This window comes from Paenirhizobium selenitireducens ATCC BAA-1503, from assembly GCF_000518785.1.
Lineage (GTDB): Bacteria > Pseudomonadota > Alphaproteobacteria > Rhizobiales > Rhizobiaceae > Allorhizobium > Allorhizobium selenitireducens.
This window is the reverse complement of record NZ_JAEG01000007.1, coordinates 85,886-107,367: the sequence shown is the minus strand read 5'-3', so window position 1 is coordinate 107,367 and position 21,482 is coordinate 85,886. Positions and strand designations below refer to the sequence as shown.

The window sequence follows — 21,482 nt, the reverse complement described above, 5'->3', positions numbered from 1 at the left end:
TATTTTACGGTAAACCCCTGTCAACAAGGGGGCGGATGCCGGCTTGCCCCGGGGCAAGATCAACGGGAAGGAGACCACATGCCGTCACACCATTCGTTTGCTGGATCGATCCTCGATGAAACCCGGCTGGAACTCGGGGAGGGGCCTGTCTACGATCCCGACCTCGATTGCCTCTGGTGGTTCGACATTCTCGGCCGGAGCCTGCGTCGGCTCGACCTCGCGTCCGGGGCAACGAGCGCCCATGCGCTGCCGTTCCTGGGCAGCGTGATCGCACGCATCGACGGCAGTCGCCACCTCATCGCTTCCGACCAGGGCCTGTTCCTGCGCGACCTCGCCTCGGGCGACCTCAGCCACCATTGCGAACTGGAGCCGGAGAGCCGCGGCAACCGCTCCAATGACGGTCGGGTGCATCCTTGCGGCGCGCTGTGGATCGGCACGATGGGCAAGACGGCGGCAACCGGCGCCGGCGCGATCTACCATGTGGCCGGCAAGACGGTAACGACGCTGTTCGACAAGGTCAGCATTCCCAACGCCATCTGCTTCTCGCCTGACGGTGCCACCGGCTACTTCGTCGATTCCAGGGTCAACACGCTGATGCGCGTACCGCTGGACCCTGCGACGGGCCTTCCGACCGGTGCGGCCAGCGTCCTCGTCGACGGGCGTGACCGGCCGGGGGATTTCGACGGCTCGGTCTGCGACGCCAAGGGCGACATCTGGAATGCACGCTGGGGCGGCGGCGGGGTGGATCGATATGATGCGCAGGGTCGCCACCTTGCCCGCTACGACATGCCGGCACAGCGCGTGACCTGCCCCGCGTTCTTCGGACGCGATGCCGACCGGCTGATGGTGACGTCCTGCTGGGAGGGGCTCGATGCCGCCGGACGGGCTGCGGATCCCTTGGCTGGCGCCACCTTCGAACTCGGCGTGGCGGTCGAAGGCCGCATCGAACCGGCCTTCAAACTCTGACGGAATGGGCCGGCGCCAACAGCCGGCCAATGCCGCCATAGGACCACCAAACGCAAAATTGTTCCCTGCAAAGGAAAAAATTTACCCGACAAGGCCACGGGAACGAATAGCGGCGACATGCATTTTCCTCTCGAACCGACGCGATCGGCTCCGCCCAATCCAAGACGGGCCAAGCCGACCGCGTCTTTCGCAAGACCATCTCGAGGAAAGGTAGGTCCACCATGAAGAAGACCCTCAACGCTTTCGCCGCCGCTGTGCTGCTCGGCTCCACCGCAATCGCACCGTTTGCCCATGCACAGGATGCGACCGCTCCTGCCGCGGGTACCCAGGCTCCAGCCACGGGCACCGAAGCTCCGGCCGTCGCTCCGATGACCGACACCGCGCCGGCTGCCACCAATTCGACCATGGCTGCCACGACCGACACTTATCTGACCGAGCAGAGCGCAAGCCAGATCAGCGCCAACAACTTCATCGGCCAGTCGGTCTACACCTCGGGCGATGACTCGATCGGCGAGATCAACGACCTGATCATCGAAGAAAAGGGCGGCATCGTCGCTGCCGTGATCGGTGTCGGCGGTTTCCTCGGCATCGGCGAAAAGGATGTCGCGGTTCCGATGAGCAAGATCACCGTGACCCGTGATGCCGACGATGCGGACGAACTCCGCCTGACGACCATGGAAACGGCCGAAACGCTGAAGGCCGCTCCGGAGTTCAAGAAGCTGGACGCCCGGGCCGATGCGAGCTCGACCATGGTGCCGACCGACAACACCACCACCTCGTCGACGGTTACCAAGTAACCCGGAACGCGGGACGTGTTTAAACCATCGAGGGCGATGCTTCGGCATCGCCCTTCTTGCGTTGTTTATGGTGGTGAACCGACCTGAAACGTTTCAGGCGATAGCCCGTTCAACCAGGGCGAACTCATGATGATGTTCGTCGAGATAACGCAGCGTGGCTGCCGCATCGGCAGGCTTGCCGAAATAGTAGCCCTGCCCCATGCCGCAGCCGAGGCGACGGAGTTTTTCGGCCTCGGAAGCCGTCTCGATACCCTCGGCCACCACTTCGAGATCCAGCCCTTCGCACATCGTAACGATCGCCTTGATGATGTGCTCGGAGGTGCGGTCGGTGGTGATGGCGGAGACGAAGGCACGGTCAATCTTTACCTTGTCGAAGGTGAAGTCGCGCAGGCGACCGAGACTGGACTGGCCCGTGCCGAAGTCGTCGAGCGAAATGCGGATACCCGCCTCACGCAGCTCGCCGATGATCCGGCGCGCCGTGTCGGCCGAAGTCATGACCGCGGTCTCGGTGATCTCGAGCTCGAGGCGGCGCGGATCGAAGCCGACCGCCGACAGGATCGACAGCGTGTTGAAGGTCGTGCGCGGGTCCATCAGCTGGGCCGAGGACAGATTGAACGACAGGAAAAGTTCGTGCGGCCAGGCGAGCGTCGCTTCCGCCGCCTTGCGCAGCAGGGTTTCCGACAGCATGTCGATGAAACCGCGCTCCTCGGCCAGCGGCACGAAGATCGCCGGCGAGACGAAGCCGAGATCGGGGTCGTTCCAGCGGGCCAGAGCCTCGAAGCCGACGACGCGGTTGTCGGCGAGCGAGACGATCGGCTGGAAGTGCACATCGACATTGTCGGTGATGATGGCGTGGCGCAGCGCCTGCTCAAGCTGCGTGGCGCGCTTCATCTCCTGCGCGATCTCCCGCGAGTAGACGGTGATCTGGCCACGGCCGCGACGCTTGGAGCGGTAGAGCGCGGTCTCTGCGCTTTTCATCAGCTCCTCGAAATCGGCACCGGCAAAGGGATAGACGGCAAAGCCAAGCGAGGCGGACAGGCGCACGTTGCGATCGCCGAGGTCATAGGGCGCCGATAGCACGTCCTTGATCATCTGCCCGGTGCGCTCGGCGCCGAGCCGTTCGAAAACCAGCGGCAGGATGATGGCGAATTCGTCGCCGTCGTGGCGCGTGACGGTGGCGCCGTCGGGCACGCAGGCCTTCAGCCGATGCGCGACCTGGCAGAGTATTTCGTCACCGGCAACCGAACCGAAAAGGTCGTTGATCGGCTTGAATCCATCGAGATTGACGATGCCCACGGTGAAGGGTGCCGGATCCGCGGCCCGCTCGCCCGCCAGCAGCCGCACCTTGTCGCGCAGCCGGTACCGGTTGCCGAGGCCGGTCAACTGGTCGGTATAGGCCATCGCCTGAAGCTCGTTCTGGCTTACCTGAGGCAATGTGGTTCCGGCAGAGCCCATCGGCGCATCCTGGATAGAATCCTCTCACAGGCCTACAGGATGAGATCCAAACATTAAAAAATAATAGAAATTTCTGAGCGTTGGCTATGGATTGTAACCCGTTATTTAGGGGGTTGACAGGACCTTCAGCCAGCCGAAACGCCCTTCAGCTGCGGCGCTACACGCTCCAGAACGGCCTCGATGGCGTCCGGGCTCAGGGGTTTCAGGATCACATCGTTCATCCCGGCGGCAAAGCACTCGTCACGATCGCGCTCGAAAGCCTGGACCAGCACGCCGACCACCGGCGTATTCCGTCCCGTGCCGCGTTCCTCTTCGCGAATGCGACGGCACGCCTCGAAACCGTTGAGAAGGGGGAGCGTGACGTCCATCAGGACGATGTCGGGCCGAAGCTCCCGGCATAGCCGCACGATCGCCTCGCCGTCCGCAGCGATGCGGTAGCCGTAGCCCAGACCTTCCAGGATCTGCGAGAAGACGATCTGGTTGATGTCATTGTCCTCGGCGACCAGCACCAACGGCGCTACGGCACGCGGGGGCTTGGCACGCGGCTCCGCCTCCCCGGTACTGATCTCCCAGTCGTCCGGTGTTACCGGCGGTTCGTAATCGGCCAGCTTCTCCATGACCAGGAAGGCAAGCTCGGTATCGAGCTGGAATCCGTCGAGCGTGATGGTGCCGATGTCGTAGTCATCGGCCACTTCCAGGCATTTGACGTCCATTTCGGTGTCGACCACGATCAGGTCGATCACGACACCGACCGAGCGGGCGACGCTCAGGAAAGCTTCCTGCTCAACGGCATCGCGCACGCAGCAGGCGTCGAGACCGAGTTTCTGCAGCGTCTTCAGGCTCTTGGCCTCGAAATCCGTATCGGAGGTGACAAGCAGCGTCTTGCGCCCCTGATGGACTGCAGGGGCATGGGTCTCGGCCCGGGCCAAATCCTTGTTCCGCAGCAGCGGCGTGTAGTCCGCGGACGCTGATGTGGCGATGGCGGCGCCTTCGGATGCCGAGCCCACGGCATCGGCAAAACTGGTGACGATGAAATAGCGGCCCGGCTTGCCGACCCGCTGGCTCCGAAGGACGACCCGACGGGAACCGGTGGGAGCGGCCGGAAGCTCCACCGCCATGGCCGATGAGGTGCCTGTCTCCAGCACGTGGCGAGTGACGCCCATCAGTTGCCCGGCAATCTCGTCTGGGAAAGCGCTGGCAAGCGCGCCGCCCAGAACGCTTTCGGGCGGAATGTCCATGAAACTGCAAAAGGCCTTGTTGACCGCCACCATGCCGAGATTGCGGTCCTGGACGAAGACCGGCTGCGGCAGGTTGTCGAGGATCTCCTCGGTCAGTTGCACGCGCTCCATGTCGGCGCGCCACTGCTCCTCGCGCTTCTTCTGGTCGGTGATGTCGGTAATGACGCAGATGCCGTGACCGGAGGGAAGCCGGCGCTTGTTCAGCCGGGTCCAGCGGTTCTGCCCGTCGCATTGCTGCACTTCGGAACGTTCGCGCCAATGGGCGGAGATATGCTCGGCGATCCACTCTTCCCGGCTCTGGGCCGTGTCGCCGCTGCCGCCCGTTGCGACCCCGCGCCAACCGGTGTCGTAGAGCGCGCCCAGATAGTCGCGCAATCGCGTGCCGGGCGTCAGGAACTGGGGAGGGACGGGAAAATAGTTGCGGATCAGACGGCTGGCATAGATCAACTCGTCGTTGCGGTCGTAGACGAAGAATGCCACCGACAGCACTTCGGAGACGGCGTCAAGCATGGTCGTCTGCATCGTTGCATCCGATACCTCGCTGACCATCCGCCATTCCTCTTCAGCCTGTCCACCGGGGACTGGTGCACACTCGTTCACGCTGGCGTCTTGAAACACTGGGCGTTAGGCGACCAGCCGAAAATCACTCGTATTTCTCAACGCAACTGGACATGCCGAAGGAAAAACCTTGATTCGACGAAAGGGGCGGAATGAAAGACGCTTCGGCACCGTCTTTCCCCCTGCTGGCAGGCCAGCTTTGCCGGGAAAACATTTCAAGTCTGCGATGAAACTATCGGGCTAAGCTTAAGGCGAGCTTAATATCCAGTGCAAGTTGTACCGCATTCGCGCAACCGGCGCACTTCCCGCTTCCCTCGGAGCGACGAATCCACGAAAATGAAAAGATGAACATCAAGCAGCTCTCCGAAACGCTCGTCAACCAGATCGCCGCCGGCGAGGTCATCGAACGGCCGGCCAGCGCCGCCAAGGAATTGATCGAGAACGCCATCGACGCGGGTGCCACGCGTATCGAGATCGCCACCGCCGGCGGCGGCAAAAGCTTGCTCCGGGTCGCCGACAACGGCTCCGGCATGGAAGCGGAAGATCTCGAACTGGCCATCCGCCGCCACTGTACCTCGAAGATCAGCGACACGCTGTTCGACATCCGCACGCTCGGCTTTCGCGGCGAGGCATTGCCGTCGATCGGCTCGGTCGCAAAGCTCAGCATTGCCAGCCGAAGGGCCGGCAGCCCGGAAGGAGCGGAGATCGTCGTGGCCGGCGGAAAGGTCTCGCCCGTCAGGCCGGCCGCTGCCAACCCCGGCACGACGGTCGAGGTGCGCGACCTGTTCTTCGCCACGCCCGCCCGGCTGAAGTTCCTCAAGACCGAGAAGGCGGAAGCAGCCGCAATCACCGAGGTGGTGAAGCGCATGGCGATCGCCTTCCCGGCGATCCGCTTCGTGCTGTCGGGCAGCGACCGCTCGACGCTGGAACTGCCGGCGACCGGCGACGACCATCTGGCGCGCATCGCCCAGGTGCTCGGCACCGACTTCCGCGACAATGCGATCGCGCTGGATGCCGAGCGCGAGGACGTGCATCTCGGCGGCTTTGCCGGCCTGCCGACCTTCCATCGCGGCAACTCCGCCCATCAATACGCCTTCGTCAACGGCCGCCCGGTGCAGGACAAGCAGATCCTCTCGGCGATCCGCGGCGCCTATGCCGAGACCATGCCGCAAGGGCGCTACCCGGTCGCGGTGCTGTCGCTGACGCTCGATCCGGCCCTGGTCGACGTCAACGTGCATCCGGCGAAATCGGATGTGCGCTTCCGCGATCCGGGCCTGGTGCGCGGGCTGATCGTCGGGGCCATTCGCGAGGCGCTGAAGCGCGAGGGCGACCGCGCCTCGACCACCGGGGCCGGCGGCATGCTGCGCGCCTTCCGGCCCGGCTTTCGCCCGACGCCCTCCCCCGCCCCCGGCGGCAACTGGAGTTTCCAATCCTCGCCCTATCGGCCGTTCGAAAGCCCTGCCGCCCCCGCCGCTTCGGCAAGGGGTTTCGCCGAAACGGCGCAGGCGGCCTTCGGCGAGACCGAAATGCCGACCGCCCGCGCCGAAAGCTTCGCACCGCGCGAGACCACCGTGCAGGAGCCAGCCTCCTTCCCGCTCGGGGCGGCCCGCGCGCAGGTCCATGCCAACTACATCGTGTCGCAGACCAGGGATGGGCTCGTCATCGTCGACCAGCATGCCGCCCATGAGCGGCTGGTGTTCGAGCAGATGCGCAAGGCGCTTTCCGGTCGCCGCCTGCCGTCGCAGGGCCTGCTCATCCCGGAGATCGTCGACATGCCCGAGGAGGACTGCGACCGCCTGATGGTGCATGCGGAGGCGCTGGAGCAGCTGGGGCTTGCCATCGAGCGGTTCGGACCAGGCGCGATCGCGGTTCGCGAGACACCGGCCATGCTGGGCGAGATGGACGTTCCGGGACTGGTGCGCGAACTCGCCGACGAGATTGCCGAATGGGACACGGCACAGGGGCTTTCGGCGAAGCTGGAGCATGTCGCCGCCACCATGGCGTGCCACGGATCGGTGCGCTCGGGGCGCCAGCTGAGGGTCGAGGAAATGAACGCGCTGCTGCGCCAGATGGAGGAGACGCCGGGCTCCGGTCAGTGCAATCACGGCCGGCCGACCTATGTCGAATTGAAGCTCTCCGACATCGAACGCCTGTTCGGCCGAAGCTGACACCCACTGAAAAGGCTGGAAATCGCGACGATGGCGCGTTATGGCAGTTTTGTTACTCGCAGGAGACCGAGCCGCATGAACCGTTTCGAAGGTGGAAGCCGGGAAGCCAAGATCCGTTACCTCGACGCGGACTTCCAGATCCTGTCGCCTGGCTCCTACGTGACCTGTGCGATCACCGGCCAGCCGATCATGATCGACGAGCTGAAATACTGGAGCGTTGCGCGGCAGGAGCCCTATGTCGACGCCACGGCCTCGCTGGAAGCCGAAAAGCGCGCCGGCGCCCTTCCCAACCAGAAGCGCTGATTGCGCAAATTGCCCTTCAGGGCGCGGACTTCTTCAGCCGCCGCGTCCGACAGGCCTCCACGGCCCGATCGATGACGAGCCCCGGGGCATGGGGATCATCGAACGCCATCTCCACATCGACGACGCTGACTCGGCCGAGCAGTTCCTCCGAGCGGCCATGGCCGCCGATCAGCCGAACCATGTCCTTGGCGGTGGTCGCAAGGGTCAGGCCGCCGGCTTTGGCATGGGCAATCAGGTCATCGATCTCGTCGTCGCTCAGGTGATGGTGATCGGGGAAATCGCGCGTCTCGACGACCTCCGCGCCGATCGTCTCCAGCGTGCGGTAGAATTTTCCCGGATCGGCGATGCCGGCAAAGGCGAGCACGCGGCTCCCGGACAGGCCTGAATCACCGCGCGGCCTGAGCGTGGCCACCAGGACCTGCTTGCCGGCCCTTGCCGCCTGCCGCACCAGCCGATCGGCGGCGTTGCCGTCACCGACCTTGAGGATGGCATCGAGCTGGCGCATCTGCACGGCGATCGGCGCACGCACCGGGCCGCCGGGAACGATGTGGCCATTGCCGATGCCGCGCTGGGTGTCGACGACGACGAGGGCGAAATCGACCATGAGGCGGGCACTCTGGAAGCCGTCATCCATGATGATGAGGTCCACGCCCTCCTTGACCAGGCGCTCGGCACCGGCGACGCGGCGCCTTGAAATGACGGTCAGCGCCTCGCGGGCCAGCAGCAGCGGCTCGTCGCCGACATCGACGGCGCGATGATGCTCGGGATCGACCACCGTGGTGACATCCAGCGAACCGCCATAACCACGGCTGAGGAAGCCGGGCTTCATTCCCTTGGCCTTGGCGGCACGCGCGATCATCAGCGCGGTCGGGGTCTTTCCGGCGCCGCCCACGGTGAAATTGCCGACGCAGATAACCGGGACGGGAGGTGCGTGGCGCCGCTTGCGGCCCATGCGGTAGCCCGCGACCTTACCGTAGAGGAAGGACAAGGGCGCCAGACTCCAGGCGCGCCAGTCGGCCTTCAACCACCAGAACGGCGGCGCTTCCGATACCATTGAGCAGTCTTCCCTATTGCCGCGGGTCCTGCCCCGCAATCTCGCGTGACGAACAGAGAGCCGAAGAGCCGGGCATTCGTCAAGTCGGCTGTCCCATTGCGGGACGGACCGCTCAACCCAGGACGGCTTCGAGCTCGGTGATGTCGTTGAGAATGATATCGCAGGCTTCTTCGAGCGACTGGCGCGAGCCGGTGCCCGACAGGACCGCGACCTTGAGGCCGGCGCCGGCGTTGTGGCCCATGTGCAGGTCGTGATTGCTGTCGCCGACGACCGCCACCTGATGCGGCGCGAGCCCCGTCTCGGCGCAGAAACCCAGCACCATGCCCGGACCCGGCTTGGCGCCGTGGCCGCTGTCATAGCCGGCGACGAAGTCGACATAGTCGTCGATGCCGAAACGCCGCACGGTCACGCGGATCGACCGTTCGTTGTCGCTCGAAGCGATGCCTAACCTGAGGCCCCGTTGACGCAGGCGCGCAAAGAGCGGCTGGAGTTCGGTCACCGGCACCGACATCTCCGCCGCACCGGCGAAGAGATCGTCGATCAGGGGAACGAGCGTTTCCGGATCAAAGGGGGCACCGGCGGCAATCAGTCCCTCGGCGATTTCGCGCGTATTGCCGGCGGCGAGCAGGCTGTCCGGCACGATATGGCCCGAAACCGGGTCCATGCCGCAGGCGACAAGCAGCCGGTCGGCCAGTTCCGCATCACCGGCGGCGGCGACCAGCGACACCTGACGGTTCACCGGCTCCCAGCTCGCGTCGAAATCGAGCAGCGTGCCGTCCTTGTCGAACAGAATGCCGGCAATCTGCGATGGCACAGACATGAACCACTCCCCCTGGAAACGATTTTCAGCCGCGGCGCGCCGCGCGCGGCTCAAGCTTGGCCTTGACGGTCAGCGGATTGATGTAGGGCTCCAGGCCCTTGACCGTGGCCATCAGCGCACCGCGCATTTCCTGCATGCTCTCCATGCCGGCATCGATCATCTTGTGGCGGGCGAGGTCGTTGGTCATCAGGAAATGCACGGCCTTGGCCAGCATTTCGGCGTCGCGCACGATGCGGGCGCTGCCGCTGCGCACCAGCCGCTGGTAACTCTCGCGGAAATTTCCGACCTTGGGGCCTGCGAGCACCGCGCAGCCCAGCATGGCCGGCTCCAGCGGGTTCTGCCCACCCTCGCCGGTCAGCGAGCGGCCGACGAAGGCGATCTCGGTCAGGCGGAGATAGAGGCCCATTTCGCCGATCGTGTCGCCGAGCAGCACGTCGACGTCCGGCGTGACAACATCGTCGCGGGTGCGCCGCGCGACCTTCATGCCTCTTTCCACCATCATCGCCTCGATCTCGTCGGCGCGTTCCGGGTGGCGCGGCACGACGATCGACAAGAGACCGGTATGCGCCTTGAGCGCCCGGTGCACCATGGTGGCGATCTTCTCTTCGCCATCGAAAGTCGAGATGGCGGCCCAGGTCTTGCGATCGCCGATCTGCTGGCGATAGCGCTCCAGGACCGCGTCGTCGCAAGGGGGCGCATCGCCGTCGACCTTGATGTTGCCGGAGACGTTGACCGGCCAGGCGCCGAGATCGCGGAACCGCTCCGCATCAAGGTCAGACTGGGCGATTACCAGCGCGAGGCGCGAGAACAGCGCCTCAGCAATGGACGAATGTCGACGCCAGCGGGCAAAGGAGCGATCGGAGATGCGCGCGTTGACCAGGATTTGCGGAATATGCCGCTTGTGAAGTTCCATCAGCGTGGTCGGCCAGATCTCGGATTCCACCGAGATCGCGACATCCGGCTGCCAGTAGCTGAGGAAGCGCCGCACCGCCGGTTTCACGTCGAGCGGCACGTATTGGTGCAGGATCTCGCCGTCCAGCCGGAAGCGGGCTAGCTCGGCGGAGGTGACGGTACCGGTGGTGAGCAGGACATTGATATCGCGGCGGCGCAGTTCCCGCATCAAGGGCACGATGGCGAGCGTCTCGCCGACGCTGGCGGCATGCATCCACACCAGTGGACCGGACGGCCGGTCGATGGCCGGGTAACCGAAGCGCTCGAGGCGGCGGGTGCGGTCTTCCTTGCCCTTGGCCGCGCGCAAGGCCAAGAGCGGCCCCGTCAGCGGATAGGCAGCAATGCCCGCCCAGCCGTAGGCGGCAATGACCAACGATGCCAGACCGTCGCTCAGCGCCATTGTTCGGAACCGTTTCTGTTCACCATGAACGCCATTTCGCCCTTTCCGGGGGTGGCTACGCAAAAACTCTGATGCTTCAAAACTACGTTTTAAAAGTGACATGCGGCAACGACCCGGGACCTCTTCCACAGGCCGTTACCGAAAAAAGTCCTCAGCTCTCGATCGTTTTGCCACCTGGGGTAAGCAGGCGATGCATATGCACGATGAAATACCGCATATGGGCGTTGTCGACGGTCTGCTGGGCCTTGGCCTTCCAGGCTGCGAGGGCGCTCGCGTAGTCGGGGAACATGCCGACGATGTCGAGTGCATTGAGGTCGCGGAACTGAACGTCTTCCAGGCTCGACAATTCGCCGCCGAAGACGAGGTGAAGAAGCTGCTTGTTATCGCTGGATTCCGTCATTTTCGGTTTCTTTCCATTCGGATTTTCTCCCTCCTTCCTCTGCTCGATTTCGCAGAAAAGGTCAACCGCGCGGCAGAAGCAGGAGATGTTTCAAGAGGTCAGGCAGTTCGGCGTCGGTGGCGGCGCAAAGCTCGCCGTGGCTCACGTCGGCACGGTTGTAGCACAGCGGTTCGCCGGCAAGATCGACAAGCCGCCCGCCGGCACGCTCGAGGATGAGGTCGGCGGCGGCGAGATCCCAGTCATGCGAATTGCGCTTGACCAGGGTGGCGTCGATCCGACCTTCGGCGACCATGGCCAGGCGATAGGCGAGCGACGGGATATGCTCGACCCGCTCGATACGCGCGCGGATCTCGGCGTCGAAGGCAGAGACGATGTCCTGCGGGGTGGCGACGCGCAGGCGCTCGTCCGGCCGGTGCGGCGCAACCGTGATCGGCTGGCCGTTCTTCAAAGCAGGCCCGCCGAAGCAGGCCGCAAATTCCTCATCGAGCGCGGGCGCGACCAGCACGCCGGCGACCGGCCTGCCCTGATGCACGACCGCGACGCTGACGCACCAGGTCTTGCGGCCATTGATGAAGGCGCGCGTGCCGTCGATCGGATCGACCACGAACAGCGTTTTGCAGGCGAGCCGCGCCGGGTCGTCGTCGGTTTCCTCCGACAGCCAGCCATAGCGCGGGCGGGCCTTGCGCAGTTTCTCCTCAAGGCAGCGGTTGGCCGCATAGTCGGCGGCGCTGACCGGCGAATGGCCCTCGTTCTTCCACCACACTTCCGGCGACTGACCGAAATAGCTGAGCGCCACCGCGCCCGCTTCGCGCGCAGCGGTGACGATCAGTGTCATATCCGCCTGCCAATCAAAAGTCGTCTTGCCCGTCATATCCGCCTCTTTCGGCCCGCCGCTTCGTTCGTCCGACATTCAGCGTCCGGCAAGGGTCATGCCCTCGATGGCGAGCGTCGGAGCGGCGACACCGAACTTGCGGTCGATGTCGCTTGCCGGTGTGACGCGCATGAACATGTCCTTGAGGTTCGAGGCGATCGTCACCTCGGAAACCGCATAGGTGAGCTCGCCGTTCTCGATCCAGAAGCCGGTGGCGCCGCGGCTGTACTCACCGGTGATCATGTCGACGCCCTGGCCGATCAGTTCGGTCACGTAGAAACCGTTGCCGACCTGGCGGATCAGATCCTCGGGCGAGATCGTCCCGGGCTCGAGCGCGAGGTTGGTCGAAGTCGGAGAAACGGAGGTTCCTCCACGCGCGCCTCGGCCGTTGGTGTGCAGCCCGAGTTCGCGGGCTGCCGAAGAGGAGAGGAACCAGTGCTTGAGCACGCCGTCCTCGATCATCGTCAGTTTCTCGCCGCGCACGCCCTCGCCGTCGAACGGACGCGAGGCCGAGCCGCGCACCTTCAGCGGATCGTCGGTGATGTTCAGTCCGGCTTTCAGCACCTGCTCGCCCATGCGGTCGCGCAGGAAGGAGGTCTTGCGGGCAACCGAGGCGCCGTTGATGGCACCGGCGATGTGACCGACGAAACCGCGCGCGACGCGCGGGTCGAACACCACGGTCACGTCTTTATCCGTCGGCACCTGGCGCGGGTTGATCCGTTTCACCACGCGCTCGCCTGCGCGACGGCCGATTGCCTCCGGCGTATCGAGTTCGCGGAAATACAGGCGGCTGTCGAAGTCATGGTCGCGCTCCATGCGCGTGCCCTCGCCGGCGATCACGCCGACCGAACGGCTGAAGCGGGAGGCCATGTAGCTGCCGGAAAAGCCGTGCGAGGTGACCAGCACCATGCCGCCCATGCCGGCGGAGGCACCTGCCCCGGCCGAATTGCTGACACCCTCTACGCCAAGAGCTGCGGCTTCCATCGAAAGGGCCGCCTCGCGCAGCATGTCGCTCGACACTTCAGTCGGGTCGAACAGGTCGAGATCGATCATCGTGTGGGCAAGATCGGCCGCGTCGGCAAGGCCCGCATAGGGATCTTCCGGCGAGACCCTCGCCATGGCGACGGCGCGTTCGGCCAGCACCTTGAGGTCGAAGCCGGGATTGGCCGAGACGCTGGCAACCTGCTTGCCGATGAAGACCCGGAGCGAGAAATCGTCGCCTTCCGAGGCGTCCGTCTGCTCGACCTTGCCGAGGCGGACGCTCACCGAGGTGGAGCGGGAGCGCACGACCACGGCGTCGGCACTGTCGGCGCCGGCTTTGAGGGCAAGCGCGACAAGTTCCTCGGCACGGGAGAGGAGGCTGGCGGAATCGATCTGGCTGGACATGATTTGGCCTTTCATTCCCGCTCCATTTATTGTGCATTACGAAAGGCATCAAGGGTCCGCGGCGATTCACCGGCCCTATAGCGATCACAAACACAGGAGAGCATGCGATTGTCGACCGGAGCCGAGGCGCTTTTCGCGGAAACGCTGCTGTTGCTGGGCGGCGCCATCGTCGCGGCCCCGGTCTTCCGCAAGCTCGGACTGGGCACCGTGCTCGGCTATCTGGCCGCCGGCGTGATGATCGGCCCGATCGCCCATCTGATTACCGGCACGGAGGATATCCTCTCCGTGGCGGAACTGGGCGTAGTCTTCCTGCTGTTCATCATCGGGCTCGAACTCAAACCGACGCGCCTCTGGCACATGCGCCACGACATATTCGGGCTCGGCACGGCGCAGGTCGTGCTGACGGGCCTCGCGCTGACCGCGGCCTGCGTCGTGACCGGGCTTGCGGACTGGCGCGGCGCGATGGTGGCCGGCTTCGGACTTGCCCTTTCCTCGACCGCCTTTGCGCTGCAGATACTCAACGACAATGGCGAGGTGAACAGCCGGCACGGCCAGCGCGCCTTCTCGATCCTGCTGCTGCAGGACATCGCCATCGTGCCATTGCTCGCCATGGTCTCGATCCTCGACGGCGATAGCGGTGGCGACGGACAGTCCGCGCTCGTCGACATCGCCGTCTCGATCGGCGCAATCATAGCGACGGTCGTGGCCGGGCGTTTCCTGCTGACGCCGCTGTTCCAGGTCATCGCCCGCACCGGCGCCCGCGAGGTGATGATCGCCGCCGCCCTGTTCGTCGTCATGGGGTCGGCCATGCTGATGCAGGCGGCCGGGCTGTCGATGGCCATGGGCGCCTTCCTTTCGGGCGTGATGCTGGCGGAATCGTCCTACCGGCATGAACTCGAGGCCGATATCGAACCGTTCCGCGGCCTGCTGCTGGCGCTGTTCTTCATGGCCGTCGGGCTGTCGATGCAGCTCGACGTCATCTGGGGCAATCTGGCCCTCGTGCTGATCGCCGTGCCCGCGCTGATGGCGATCAAGGCCGCCGTGCTCTACGGGCTCTGCCGGATGACCGGCTCCGGCCCCGCCGACGCAATCCGCATCGCGCTGCTCCTGCCGCAGGGCGGCGAGTTCGGCTTCGTGCTCTTCACCACCGCTGCCGTCGGTGGGCTGATCAGTGCCAGCACCTCGTCGCTGCTGATTGCCATCGTCACGCTCTCCATGGCGCTGATGCCGTTCGGCTCGCTGATTACCCGCCGCCTCACCAGCGAGACGGAGCGTGAAGAGATGGAGGAGGACTTCGAGGGCGCCGGGTCCGACGTTCTGATCATCGGCTTTTCGCGCTTCGCCCAGATCTCGGCGCAGATCCTACTCGCCAGCGGCCGGGACGTGACGATCATCGACGATTCGGCAGACCGTATCCGCCAGGCCGCAGCCTTCGGCTTCCGCATCTATTTCGGCGACGGCACGCGGCTCGACGTGCTTCGCGCCGCCGGCATCGAACGGGCAAAGATCGTCGCGGTCTGCACCCAGAAACGCGAGATCACCGACCGGATCGTCGAGATGATCCGCGCCGAATATCCCGAAGCGCGGCTGTTTGTGCGCGCCTATGACCGGGTACACAGCATCTGGCTCAGAAAGCAGGATGTCGAATACGAGCTGCGCGAGACGCTGGAATCGGGCCTGCTTTTCGGCCGGCGCGCGATCGAGGCGCTCGGCGTCAGCGAGGATGAGGCCTATGCGATCGGCGAGGACATTCGCCGCCGCGACGAGGAGCGGCTGAAGATCCAGGCCACCGAGGGATTGCAGGCGGGTCGCCACATGCTGCACAACCGTCCGGTCCGGCCGGAGCCGCTGGTCAAGCCGAAGCGTGCGGCGCGACTGCCGGAGGCCGAGACGGTCGCGCCCGACGACCACGCCGCCTGAGCCAAACGTCAGCGGCGGTTGAAATCCTCGATCCGCGCTTCGAGATCGCGCTTGAACTGATCCTTGATCACCTCGTTGACCTCGATGATCTGGCGGGCCTTCAGGAGATCGAGCACGCGAAAGGCGTTGACCTCGGGCCGCAGGTAGATGTCCGGCTGGCAGAGTTTCATCTTCAGCGCGACATTCGACTGCATGAGCAGTTGGGTCGCGCCGAGCAGGCTGTCGATCCGGTTCGGCACGAAGCTGCCCGCCGTGTCCGGCCCGCCGATGACGTCGACGCCGACGATGATGTCCGCGAGACCGCTCAGGTGGTCATAGGGCACGGGATTGAAGATGCCGCCGTCGACCATCAGCCGCCCGTCGCGGTGAATCGGCATGAACAGCGCCGGAATGGCGGCCGAGGCCGCGAGCGCCTCGTAGAGGTCGCCGCTGTCGCAGACCACCTCGCACTGCCCGTAATAGTCCGTGGCAATCGCCTTGAACGGGATCTTCAGCTCGACGAAGTCGCCCGGGATTTCCTTGGGAAGAAACGCCTTGAGAATGCGCTCCAGGTTGAACTGGCCGAGCTTGAAGCCCCCCAGCGCGTCGCGCATGGTCGAGGGTCCCAGACCCCACAGCCGGCTGACCACCGTGGCGCGGTGGCCGATGGTTTCCACCGTGTAGTCGCGGATTTCCCGGCCCGTCATGCCCGCCGCCATGCCGGCGCCCAGGATGGCGCCCATGGAGGAACCAACGATCACTGCCGGCTTGAGGCCCAGTTCGTCGAATGCTTCGATGACCGGGATCTGCGCGAAGCCCCGCGCCCCGCCGGCGCCGAGCGCCAGTCCGATCGACGGCCCGCCTGCCGCCCGCACGGGCGGTACGGCGACGGTCAGAGCATTCTCTTCTTGCATGGCGAACTTTTCCCCGGGTGACGTGTCAGGCTGGCCTATAGGAAAAGAAGTACATTTTCGTGTCGCCGAAACTGCGTTCCTCGATGAATTTGAACACGGGATCGACGATGACCTCGGCGTCTGCCCGCTCCTCGAGAATGGCGATGCCGCCCGGCGCCAGCCAGCCGCCGGCATGGGCGGCGAAAAGCGCCTTTTCGCCGAGCCCCTTGCCATAGGGCGGGTCGGCGAAAACCAGATGGAACGGCTCGATGTTGGAGGCGGGGCCGAGATCAGTCGCGTCGCGGCGCAGGATGCGGGCACGGCCATGCAGGCCGAGCGCGTCGATGTTCTCCCACAGCAGGCTGCGGCCCTCGACGCTGTTCTCCACGAACAGGGCGGACTTGGCGCCGCGCGACAGGGCCTCTATGCCGACAGCGCCGGTGCCGGCGAAAAGATCGAGGACCCGGGTTGCGTCGAGCACGCCCGGATGGGCGTGCGCGAGAATGTTGAACAGGCTCTCGCGCGTCCGGTCCGTGGTGGGCCGGATCGCATTGGATTTCGGCGCCGCCAGGACACGGCCGCGAAACTCACCGCCGACGATCCGCACCGCGCCTTACCTCTTGCCCTTGGCGGGGCCACGGCCACCGGCGGGCTTGCCGCCGCCCGGACGATCGCCGCGCGGCTTGCCGGAGAACGGCTTCGGACCACCGGGCTTTCCGCCGGGCTTGCCACCGAATGGCTTGCTGCCCCTCGGCTTGTCACCGAACGGACGGTCGCCGGCCGGACGGCTGTCGCTGCGGGGGCCCCGCGGCTTGTCGCCGAAGGGACGGTCGCCCGCCGGGCGGCTGTCGGCACTGCGCGGTGCGCGGGGCTTGTCACCATAGGGGCGGTCGCCAGCCGGACGGCTGTCGGCGCTGCGAGGGCCACGCGGCTTGTCGCCGAACGGCCGATCGCCGCGGGGACGGTCGTCATTGCTGCGGGGACCACGCGGCTTGTCGCCAAAGGGTCTGTCGCCGCGCGGGCGGTCGTCACGCGCGCGTGCCTCATAGGGCCGGCCCTCGCGGGGGCCATCGCCACGCGGGCGGTCGCTGCGGGGACGATCACCGGTGCGCGCCGGACGCTCGGAACGGTCGCCACGATCGGGACGGCCGCCAAAATCGCGCTTTCCGCCAAAACCCGCGTCGTCCTTGCCGCGCGCGGGCTCCTCGGAGCGGATCCATTCGCCCTCTTCGTCGCGGGTACGGCTGACCAGCACGCGCGGACCCGGATCGGGACGGCCGTAGTCGGACTTACCCTTGCGGTCAGGATCGAAACGATTGAGCGACTTGGTCGGCTTGCCGTCCTTGTTGCGGCCGTAGCGCTTGTCGACCGAGCCATCGGGACGGGCGCGGGGCGGACGCTTTTCGGCGGCAGCAGCCTCGCCGGCCTTCTTTTCGGAAACAGGACGGGCACCAGGCGCCATCCAGACATTGGCGGTGCGGGACGAACCCGGCGTGCGGCGCGGCTTGTCGGCGAAATCGCCGCGGCTGTCGCTGCGATCGGCACGCGGGCCGAAGCCGCGCTTGTCGCCGAAGTCACCCTTGCCGCGGTCGTCGCCGGCGCGCTTGCCCTGCGGCTTGCCGCGCGGTTCGTCGCGGCGCGTGTCGAGACGGCCGAGCGCCTGTTCACGGCGGTCTTCGGGCTTGCCCTCACGCCGGCCCTCGCCGCGTGGCTTTTCCTCGCGGGCCCATTCGGACTTTGCCGGCCGCGCCTTGGCGGGAGCGGCCTCCTCTTCCTCATCGGCACCGCCGTGATCGAAGATCGGCGCATCGAAATTGGCCTTGGCCTCCTCGATCAGGCGGGGGCCGAGCTGGTCGCGCAGCATGCGGCCGCGCACCTCGACCACCTTGCCCTCGGGCAAGTCGCCGAGCTGGAACGGGCCGTAGGAAATGCGGATCAGGCGGTTGACCTCGAGGCCGAGCGCGCCGAGCACGTTCTTGATCTCACGGTTCTTGCCTTCGCGAAGACCCATGGTGATCCAGACATTGTGGCCCTGCTTGCGGTCGAGCGTGGCATCGATCGCGCCGTAGAGCACGCCGTCCACGGCAATGCCTTCCTTCAGCTTGTCGAGCGCCGGCTGGTCGATCTCGCCATAGGCGCGCACGCGGTAGCGGCGCAGCCAGCCGGTGGTCGGCAGCTCCAGGACGCGGGCAAGCCCGCCGTCATTGGTCAGCAGCAACAGGCCCTCGGTGTTGATGTCGAGGCGGCCGATGGACATGACGCGCGGCAGGTCTTCCGGCAGGTTTTCGAAGACCGTCGAGCGGCCTTCCGGATCGGCATTGGTGGTCACCAGGCCGGCCGGCTTGTGATAGAGCCAGAGGCGCGTGCGCTCGATGCCGCGGATCGGCTGGCCGTCGACCTCGATCGTATCGGCGAAGGTCGCGTTGACGACCGGCGTGTCGAGGACCTTGCCGTTCAGGGTGACGCGGCCTTCCATGACCATGCGCTCGATGTCTCGACGCGAGGCGACGCCGGCGCGTGCGAGCAGCTTGGAAATGCGCTCCGGCTTGACGCCGTCTTCGGCATCGACCGAGGCCTGCGCCTTGGCTGCCTTGGGCGCGGGCTTGTCGGATGCCGTGCTCGGCTTACGGGTGAGCGGCTTGCCGCCGCGTTCGGACGTTTTCGGTCCGGGGCGCCTGGACTTGTCTTTGAATGTCATTTGCTGTTTGCCTGTGGTTTGGGCTGTCCTAGCAGGTCAGGGCGCCTTGGTTAAGAGGAAAGTTGTGGACGTGGCGCAGACGGACGGATTCATGGTTGCGGCGCTTGATGAGGCGAAAAGGGCCGGCGAACGCGGCGAGGTGCCGATCGGCGCCGTCGTGGTGGCGGATGGCCGGATCGTTGCGCGGGCCGGAAACGAGACGCGGGCGCTCAACGACATCACCGCCCATGCCGAGATTCTCGCGATCCGCCGTGCCGCCGAAGCGGTCGGCGACGAACGGCTTTCGGGCGCCGATCTCTATGTCACGCTCGAACCCTGCACCATGTGCGCGGCCGCCATTTCCTTCGCCCGCATCCGCCGGCTCTACTACGGCGCGGAGGATCCGAAGGGCGGCGGGGTGGACAATGGCGTGCGCTTTTACGCCCAGCCGACCTGCCACCATGCACCGGAAGTCTATTCCGGCCTCGGGGAAACGGAATCCGCCACATTGCTGAGAGAGTTCTTCCAGAACAGGCGGTGAAGGGGGCTCAGGCGGCGAGCGGGTCGAGTTCCGCGCCGTCGAAGACGATGCGATCGCGGCCGCCGTCCTTGGCCTGATAGAGATATTCGTCCGCCCGGCGGAACAGATCGACCGGATCGAAGGCGTCGACGACGGACGCTACGCCGATGCTGACGCTGACCGGCACCCGGCTGCCTGCGGCCACGAGATCCACCGCCGCCACGGCGCGGCGGATAGTGTCGGCGGCGGCCCGCGCCCGTGTTACGTCGGCCGGATGCAGGAAGACGACAAACTCCTCGCCGCCGATCCGTCCCCAGACATCGGCGCCGGTGGTCGCTTCCGCGATGCAGGACGCGATCCGGCGCAGGGCCTCGTCGCCGACGAGATGGCCGAAGGCATCGTTGATGCGCTTGAAATGATCGGCATCGGCGACCAACAGGGCCGCAGGACCGCGATGTCCGGCAGCACGCAAAGCAAGGGCGGCAAACAAGGCCTCGCGATTAAGGCCGCCGGTCAGCGCGTCGCGACGCGCCTTGAAACGCAGGTCCTCATGCAGGCGTCTCAACTCGCCATGCATGTCCTCCAGTTCGACATGCATGCGGGCGAGTTCGTCGCGCTGGCGCAGGATGACATCCTTCTGGTGGAACTGCCACAGGCTGGCCGGTCCGCCGATCACCAGCGGGCAAAGCACGCTCATCCAGAAGCCCGGCCCGTCGGGGTGACCGCCCAGCAGGGGCACGAGAGCCAAGACGATGGAGACGGAAACGAGCACGGAGGCTACCGTGGCGACCGCCGACTTGATCCATGTGTTTTTGCTGACGCCGAACATGGCGCCACGCTAGCCGATTTGGAGTTAACGTAGCGTAATTCTCAAGGCCCGGACCGACAGATCGGGGCGGCAGTCATTCCGCCGCGAATTCCTTCAGCCTGTCGCCGGACAGGCGATAGCGGATCCACTCGTTCTGCGGCTCGGCGCCGATCGCGTCATAGACGCGGATGGCCGGCTCGTTCCAGTCGAGCACGCTCCATTCGAACCGGCCGCAACCCTTTTCGACGGCGGTCCGGGCCAGGTGCTTCAGCAGCAGCTTGCCGGCGCCGGAGCCTCGGTAATCGGGCGAGACATAGAGATCTTCGAGATAGAGGCCGTTCTTCGCCTGCCATGTGGAATAGTTGAAGAACCACACGGCAAAGCCGGCCGGCACGCCGTCGGCCTCGAGGATTGCCGCCCCCGTCACGGCACCCGGGCCGAACAGCGATGCGGCAAGGCTCTCCTCGGTCGCCTCGACCTCGTGGCCGGCCTTCTCGAAGACCGCCAGCTCGGTGATGAAGCGCAGGATGGTGCCGACATCGTCCGGCGTGGCGTCGCGAATGGCGAAGTTCATCGGGTTCCCCCTCGAGATGGGCGGGCAAGGAAAAGGGCAGGTCGTTTCCGGCCTGCCCTTGTGGTGAAATCATCAAAGCCGGAAGGCTTATTGGAAAGGCAGCCACCACTGGTTGGTCTGGTTGGCGGCCTTGGCCATCTTCTTGCGACGCTTTTCCTTCTTCGCTTCCGGCTCGCCGAGATCGGTCAGAGCCGCCTCGTCCGCCTTGCGGTACTGAGTCGGCGGATCGGACAGGAAGCGGCGCTGGTCGAGATAGGCACCCTTCTGCAGCTGGCGCGCGTCGCGGAAGGCCTGCCACTTCTGGCTTTCGGTCATGGTGCCGTTGGTGCCGTAACCGGCGAGCAGCGGCGAGCGGTAGCGCGGGTTGTCGGCATTGGCGTCCGCCTCGGCCACGAGACGCTCACGCGCCTCTTCGGGGCTTTCCAGCCATTCCGGGTTTTCCTTGCCGGCCAGCGACTGCTGCGGCGCGGCGAGATTGGCCTTCGCGGTTTCAGGCGGCATGACCAGAGCCGGGCGCGGATTGTACTTCGTACCCTTGTTCTTGTTCGGATCGGTACCGAGCGAAACGGCCGAGCCGACGTCGTCCACCAACTGCTCCATCGCTGTCTTGTCGGTGCCGTAGGTCGGGCTACCGACGCAGCCGGTCAATGCGGAGCATGCGAGCAAAAGGCCGGCCATCCCGGCGCCAACTCTGAACAAATCTGCCGATTTCATGAATGCCTTCGAGCCTCGCCCCTGGTTATG

The 21,482-nt window shown here is 65.6% G+C and carries 20 protein-coding genes; 6 read left to right on the top strand and 14 right to left on the bottom strand.

The window, feature by feature from the left end:
• Nucleotides 1-78: 78 nt before the first annotated feature.
• Nucleotides 79-966, top strand: coding sequence for an SMP-30/gluconolactonase/LRE family protein (locus L867_RS0110230; RefSeq protein ID WP_028736794.1), 888 nt, complete (start codon nt 79-81; stop codon nt 964-966).
• A 221-nt stretch (nt 967-1,187) separates the two neighbouring features.
• Nucleotides 1,188-1,763 (top strand): PRC-barrel domain-containing protein, encoded by a 576-nt coding sequence (locus L867_RS0110225; protein WP_028736793.1) that lies wholly within the window; start codon nt 1,188-1,190, stop codon nt 1,761-1,763.
• Between the two features lie 93 nt (nt 1,764-1,856).
• Here the strand turns inward: L867_RS0110225 and L867_RS0110220 are convergent, their stop codons facing one another.
• Together L867_RS0110220 and L867_RS0110215 are read right to left on the bottom strand one after the other, a co-directional pair.
• Nucleotides 1,857-3,218 carry a putative bifunctional diguanylate cyclase/phosphodiesterase gene (locus L867_RS0110220; protein ID WP_028736792.1) on the bottom strand — a complete coding sequence of 454 codons (1,362 nt, stop codon included), beginning with the start codon at nt 3,216-3,218 and terminating at the stop codon, nt 1,857-1,859.
• Between the two features lie 125 nt (nt 3,219-3,343).
• A complete protein-coding gene (locus tag L867_RS0110215; protein ID WP_232363917.1) occupies nt 3,344-4,978 on the bottom strand; it encodes a response regulator in 1,635 nt (544 codons plus the stop codon).
• 380 nt (nt 4,979-5,358) lie between these two features.
• Between L867_RS0110215 and mutL the strand changes: the two genes are divergently transcribed.
• Both mutL and L867_RS0110205 read left to right on the top strand, forming a co-directional pair.
• Nucleotides 5,359-7,182 carry a DNA mismatch repair endonuclease MutL gene (mutL, locus tag L867_RS0110210; RefSeq protein WP_028736790.1) on the top strand — a complete coding sequence of 608 codons (1,824 nt, stop codon included), beginning with the start codon at nt 5,359-5,361 and terminating at the stop codon, nt 7,180-7,182.
• Nucleotides 7,183-7,257: 75 nt separating this feature from the next.
• Nucleotides 7,258-7,485: a DUF2093 domain-containing protein gene (locus tag L867_RS0110205; RefSeq protein WP_028736789.1), complete on the top strand. Its 228-nt coding sequence runs from the start codon at nt 7,258-7,260 to the stop codon at nt 7,483-7,485.
• Between the two features lie 16 nt (nt 7,486-7,501).
• Here the strand turns inward: L867_RS0110205 and lpxK are convergent, their stop codons facing one another.
• From lpxK to L867_RS0110175, 6 genes are all read right to left on the bottom strand, one after another.
• Nucleotides 7,502-8,539, bottom strand: coding sequence for a tetraacyldisaccharide 4'-kinase (lpxK, locus tag L867_RS0110200; protein WP_028736788.1), 1,038 nt, complete (start codon nt 8,537-8,539; stop codon nt 7,502-7,504).
• Nucleotides 8,540-8,651: 112 nt separating this feature from the next.
• Entirely contained in the window at nt 8,652-9,359 is a 708-nt protein-coding gene (locus L867_RS0110195; protein ID WP_028736787.1) for an HAD family hydrolase, read from the bottom strand.
• Nucleotides 9,360-9,384: 25 nt separating this feature from the next.
• Entirely contained in the window at nt 9,385-10,710 is a 1,326-nt protein-coding gene (gene waaA, locus L867_RS0110190; protein ID WP_104368056.1) for a lipid IV(A) 3-deoxy-D-manno-octulosonic acid transferase, read from the bottom strand.
• 151 nt (nt 10,711-10,861) lie between these two features.
• Entirely contained in the window at nt 10,862-11,110 is a 249-nt protein-coding gene (locus L867_RS0110185) for a DUF4170 domain-containing protein (protein ID WP_028736785.1), read from the bottom strand.
• A gap of 61 nt (nt 11,111-11,171) precedes the next feature.
• Entirely contained in the window at nt 11,172-11,981 is an 810-nt protein-coding gene (locus tag L867_RS0110180) for a 3'(2'),5'-bisphosphate nucleotidase CysQ (RefSeq protein ID WP_028736784.1), read from the bottom strand.
• Between the two features lie 39 nt (nt 11,982-12,020).
• Nucleotides 12,021-13,367, bottom strand: coding sequence for a TldD/PmbA family protein (locus L867_RS0110175; protein WP_028736783.1), 1,347 nt, complete (start codon nt 13,365-13,367; stop codon nt 12,021-12,023).
• A gap of 108 nt (nt 13,368-13,475) precedes the next feature.
• Between L867_RS0110175 and L867_RS0110170 the strand changes: the two genes are divergently transcribed.
• Nucleotides 13,476-15,287: a monovalent cation:proton antiporter-2 (CPA2) family protein gene (locus L867_RS0110170; RefSeq protein WP_028736782.1), complete on the top strand. Its 1,812-nt coding sequence runs from the start codon at nt 13,476-13,478 to the stop codon at nt 15,285-15,287.
• 8 nt (nt 15,288-15,295) lie between these two features.
• On the opposite strand, the gene L867_RS0110165 is transcribed toward L867_RS0110170, so the two are convergent.
• The 3 genes from L867_RS0110165 to L867_RS0110155 are packed head-to-tail and all read right to left on the bottom strand — an operon-like array spanning nt 15,296 to nt 18,857.
• Complete coding sequence (locus L867_RS0110165) at nt 15,296-16,180, bottom strand: patatin-like phospholipase family protein (protein WP_037173078.1); 885 nt, start codon at nt 16,178-16,180, stop codon at nt 15,296-15,298.
• Nucleotides 16,181-16,205: 25 nt separating this feature from the next.
• Nucleotides 16,206-16,766 carry a 16S rRNA (guanine(966)-N(2))-methyltransferase RsmD gene (gene rsmD, locus L867_RS0110160; protein WP_028736780.1) on the bottom strand — a complete coding sequence of 187 codons (561 nt, stop codon included), beginning with the start codon at nt 16,764-16,766 and terminating at the stop codon, nt 16,206-16,208.
• Nucleotides 16,767-16,772: 6 nt separating this feature from the next.
• Nucleotides 16,773-18,857 carry a pseudouridine synthase gene (locus tag L867_RS0110155; protein ID WP_028736779.1) on the bottom strand — a complete coding sequence of 695 codons (2,085 nt, stop codon included), beginning with the start codon at nt 18,855-18,857 and terminating at the stop codon, nt 16,773-16,775.
• A gap of 70 nt (nt 18,858-18,927) precedes the next feature.
• Between L867_RS0110155 and L867_RS0110150 the strand changes: the two genes are divergently transcribed.
• Nucleotides 18,928-19,377, top strand: coding sequence for a nucleoside deaminase (locus L867_RS0110150; RefSeq protein WP_028736778.1), 450 nt, complete (start codon nt 18,928-18,930; stop codon nt 19,375-19,377).
• A 7-nt stretch (nt 19,378-19,384) separates the two neighbouring features.
• Here the strand turns inward: L867_RS0110150 and L867_RS0110145 are convergent, their stop codons facing one another.
• From L867_RS0110145 to L867_RS0110135, 3 genes are all read right to left on the bottom strand, one after another.
• Nucleotides 19,385-20,185 carry a GGDEF domain-containing protein gene (locus L867_RS0110145; protein WP_028736777.1) on the bottom strand — a complete coding sequence of 267 codons (801 nt, stop codon included), beginning with the start codon at nt 20,183-20,185 and terminating at the stop codon, nt 19,385-19,387.
• A gap of 73 nt (nt 20,186-20,258) precedes the next feature.
• The gene (locus tag L867_RS0110140; RefSeq protein WP_028736776.1) at nt 20,259-20,738 is read right to left on the bottom strand and encodes a GNAT family N-acetyltransferase; all 480 of its coding nucleotides are present in this window, start codon (nt 20,736-20,738) and stop codon (nt 20,259-20,261) included.
• 87 nt (nt 20,739-20,825) lie between these two features.
• Nucleotides 20,826-21,452: a hypothetical protein gene (locus tag L867_RS0110135; RefSeq protein WP_028736775.1), complete on the bottom strand. Its 627-nt coding sequence runs from the start codon at nt 21,450-21,452 to the stop codon at nt 20,826-20,828.
• Nucleotides 21,453-21,482: the final 30 nt, after the last annotated feature.

Bases quoted from the DNA above. Each gene is read 5' to 3' on its own strand.
- L867_RS0110230 (WP_028736794.1), top strand. From the start codon at position 79: ATGCCGTCACACCATTCGTTTGCTGGATCGATCCTCGATGAAACCCGG.
- L867_RS0110225 (WP_028736793.1), top strand. From the start codon at position 1,188: ATGAAGAAGACCCTCAACGCTTTCGCCGCCGCTGTGCTGCTCGGCTCC.
- L867_RS0110220 (WP_028736792.1), bottom strand. From the start codon at position 3,218: ATGGGCTCTGCCGGAACCACATTGCCTCAGGTAAGCCAGAACGAGCTT.
- L867_RS0110215 (WP_232363917.1), bottom strand. From the start codon at position 4,978: ATGCAGACGACCATGCTTGACGCCGTCTCCGAAGTGCTGTCGGTGGCA.
- mutL (WP_028736790.1), top strand. From the start codon at position 5,359: ATGAACATCAAGCAGCTCTCCGAAACGCTCGTCAACCAGATCGCCGCC.
- L867_RS0110205 (WP_028736789.1), top strand. From the start codon at position 7,258: ATGAACCGTTTCGAAGGTGGAAGCCGGGAAGCCAAGATCCGTTACCTC.
- lpxK (WP_028736788.1), bottom strand. From the start codon at position 8,539: ATGGTATCGGAAGCGCCGCCGTTCTGGTGGTTGAAGGCCGACTGGCGC.
- L867_RS0110195 (WP_028736787.1), bottom strand. From the start codon at position 9,359: ATGTCTGTGCCATCGCAGATTGCCGGCATTCTGTTCGACAAGGACGGC.
- waaA (WP_104368056.1), bottom strand. From the start codon at position 10,710: ATGGCGCTGAGCGACGGTCTGGCATCGTTGGTCATTGCCGCCTACGGC.
- L867_RS0110185 (WP_028736785.1), bottom strand. From the start codon at position 11,110: ATGACGGAATCCAGCGATAACAAGCAGCTTCTTCACCTCGTCTTCGGC.
- L867_RS0110180 (WP_028736784.1), bottom strand. From the start codon at position 11,981: ATGACGGGCAAGACGACTTTTGATTGGCAGGCGGATATGACACTGATC.
- L867_RS0110175 (WP_028736783.1), bottom strand. From the start codon at position 13,367: ATGTCCAGCCAGATCGATTCCGCCAGCCTCCTCTCCCGTGCCGAGGAA.
- L867_RS0110165 (WP_037173078.1), bottom strand. From the start codon at position 16,180: ATGCAAGAAGAGAATGCTCTGACCGTCGCCGTACCGCCCGTGCGGGCG.
- L867_RS0110155 (WP_028736779.1), bottom strand. From the start codon at position 18,857: ATGACATTCAAAGACAAGTCCAGGCGCCCCGGACCGAAAACGTCCGAA.
- L867_RS0110145 (WP_028736777.1), bottom strand. From the start codon at position 20,185: ATGTTCGGCGTCAGCAAAAACACATGGATCAAGTCGGCGGTCGCCACG.
- L867_RS0110140 (WP_028736776.1), bottom strand. From the start codon at position 20,738: ATGAACTTCGCCATTCGCGACGCCACGCCGGACGATGTCGGCACCATC.
- L867_RS0110135 (WP_028736775.1), bottom strand. From the start codon at position 21,452: ATGAAATCGGCAGATTTGTTCAGAGTTGGCGCCGGGATGGCCGGCCTT.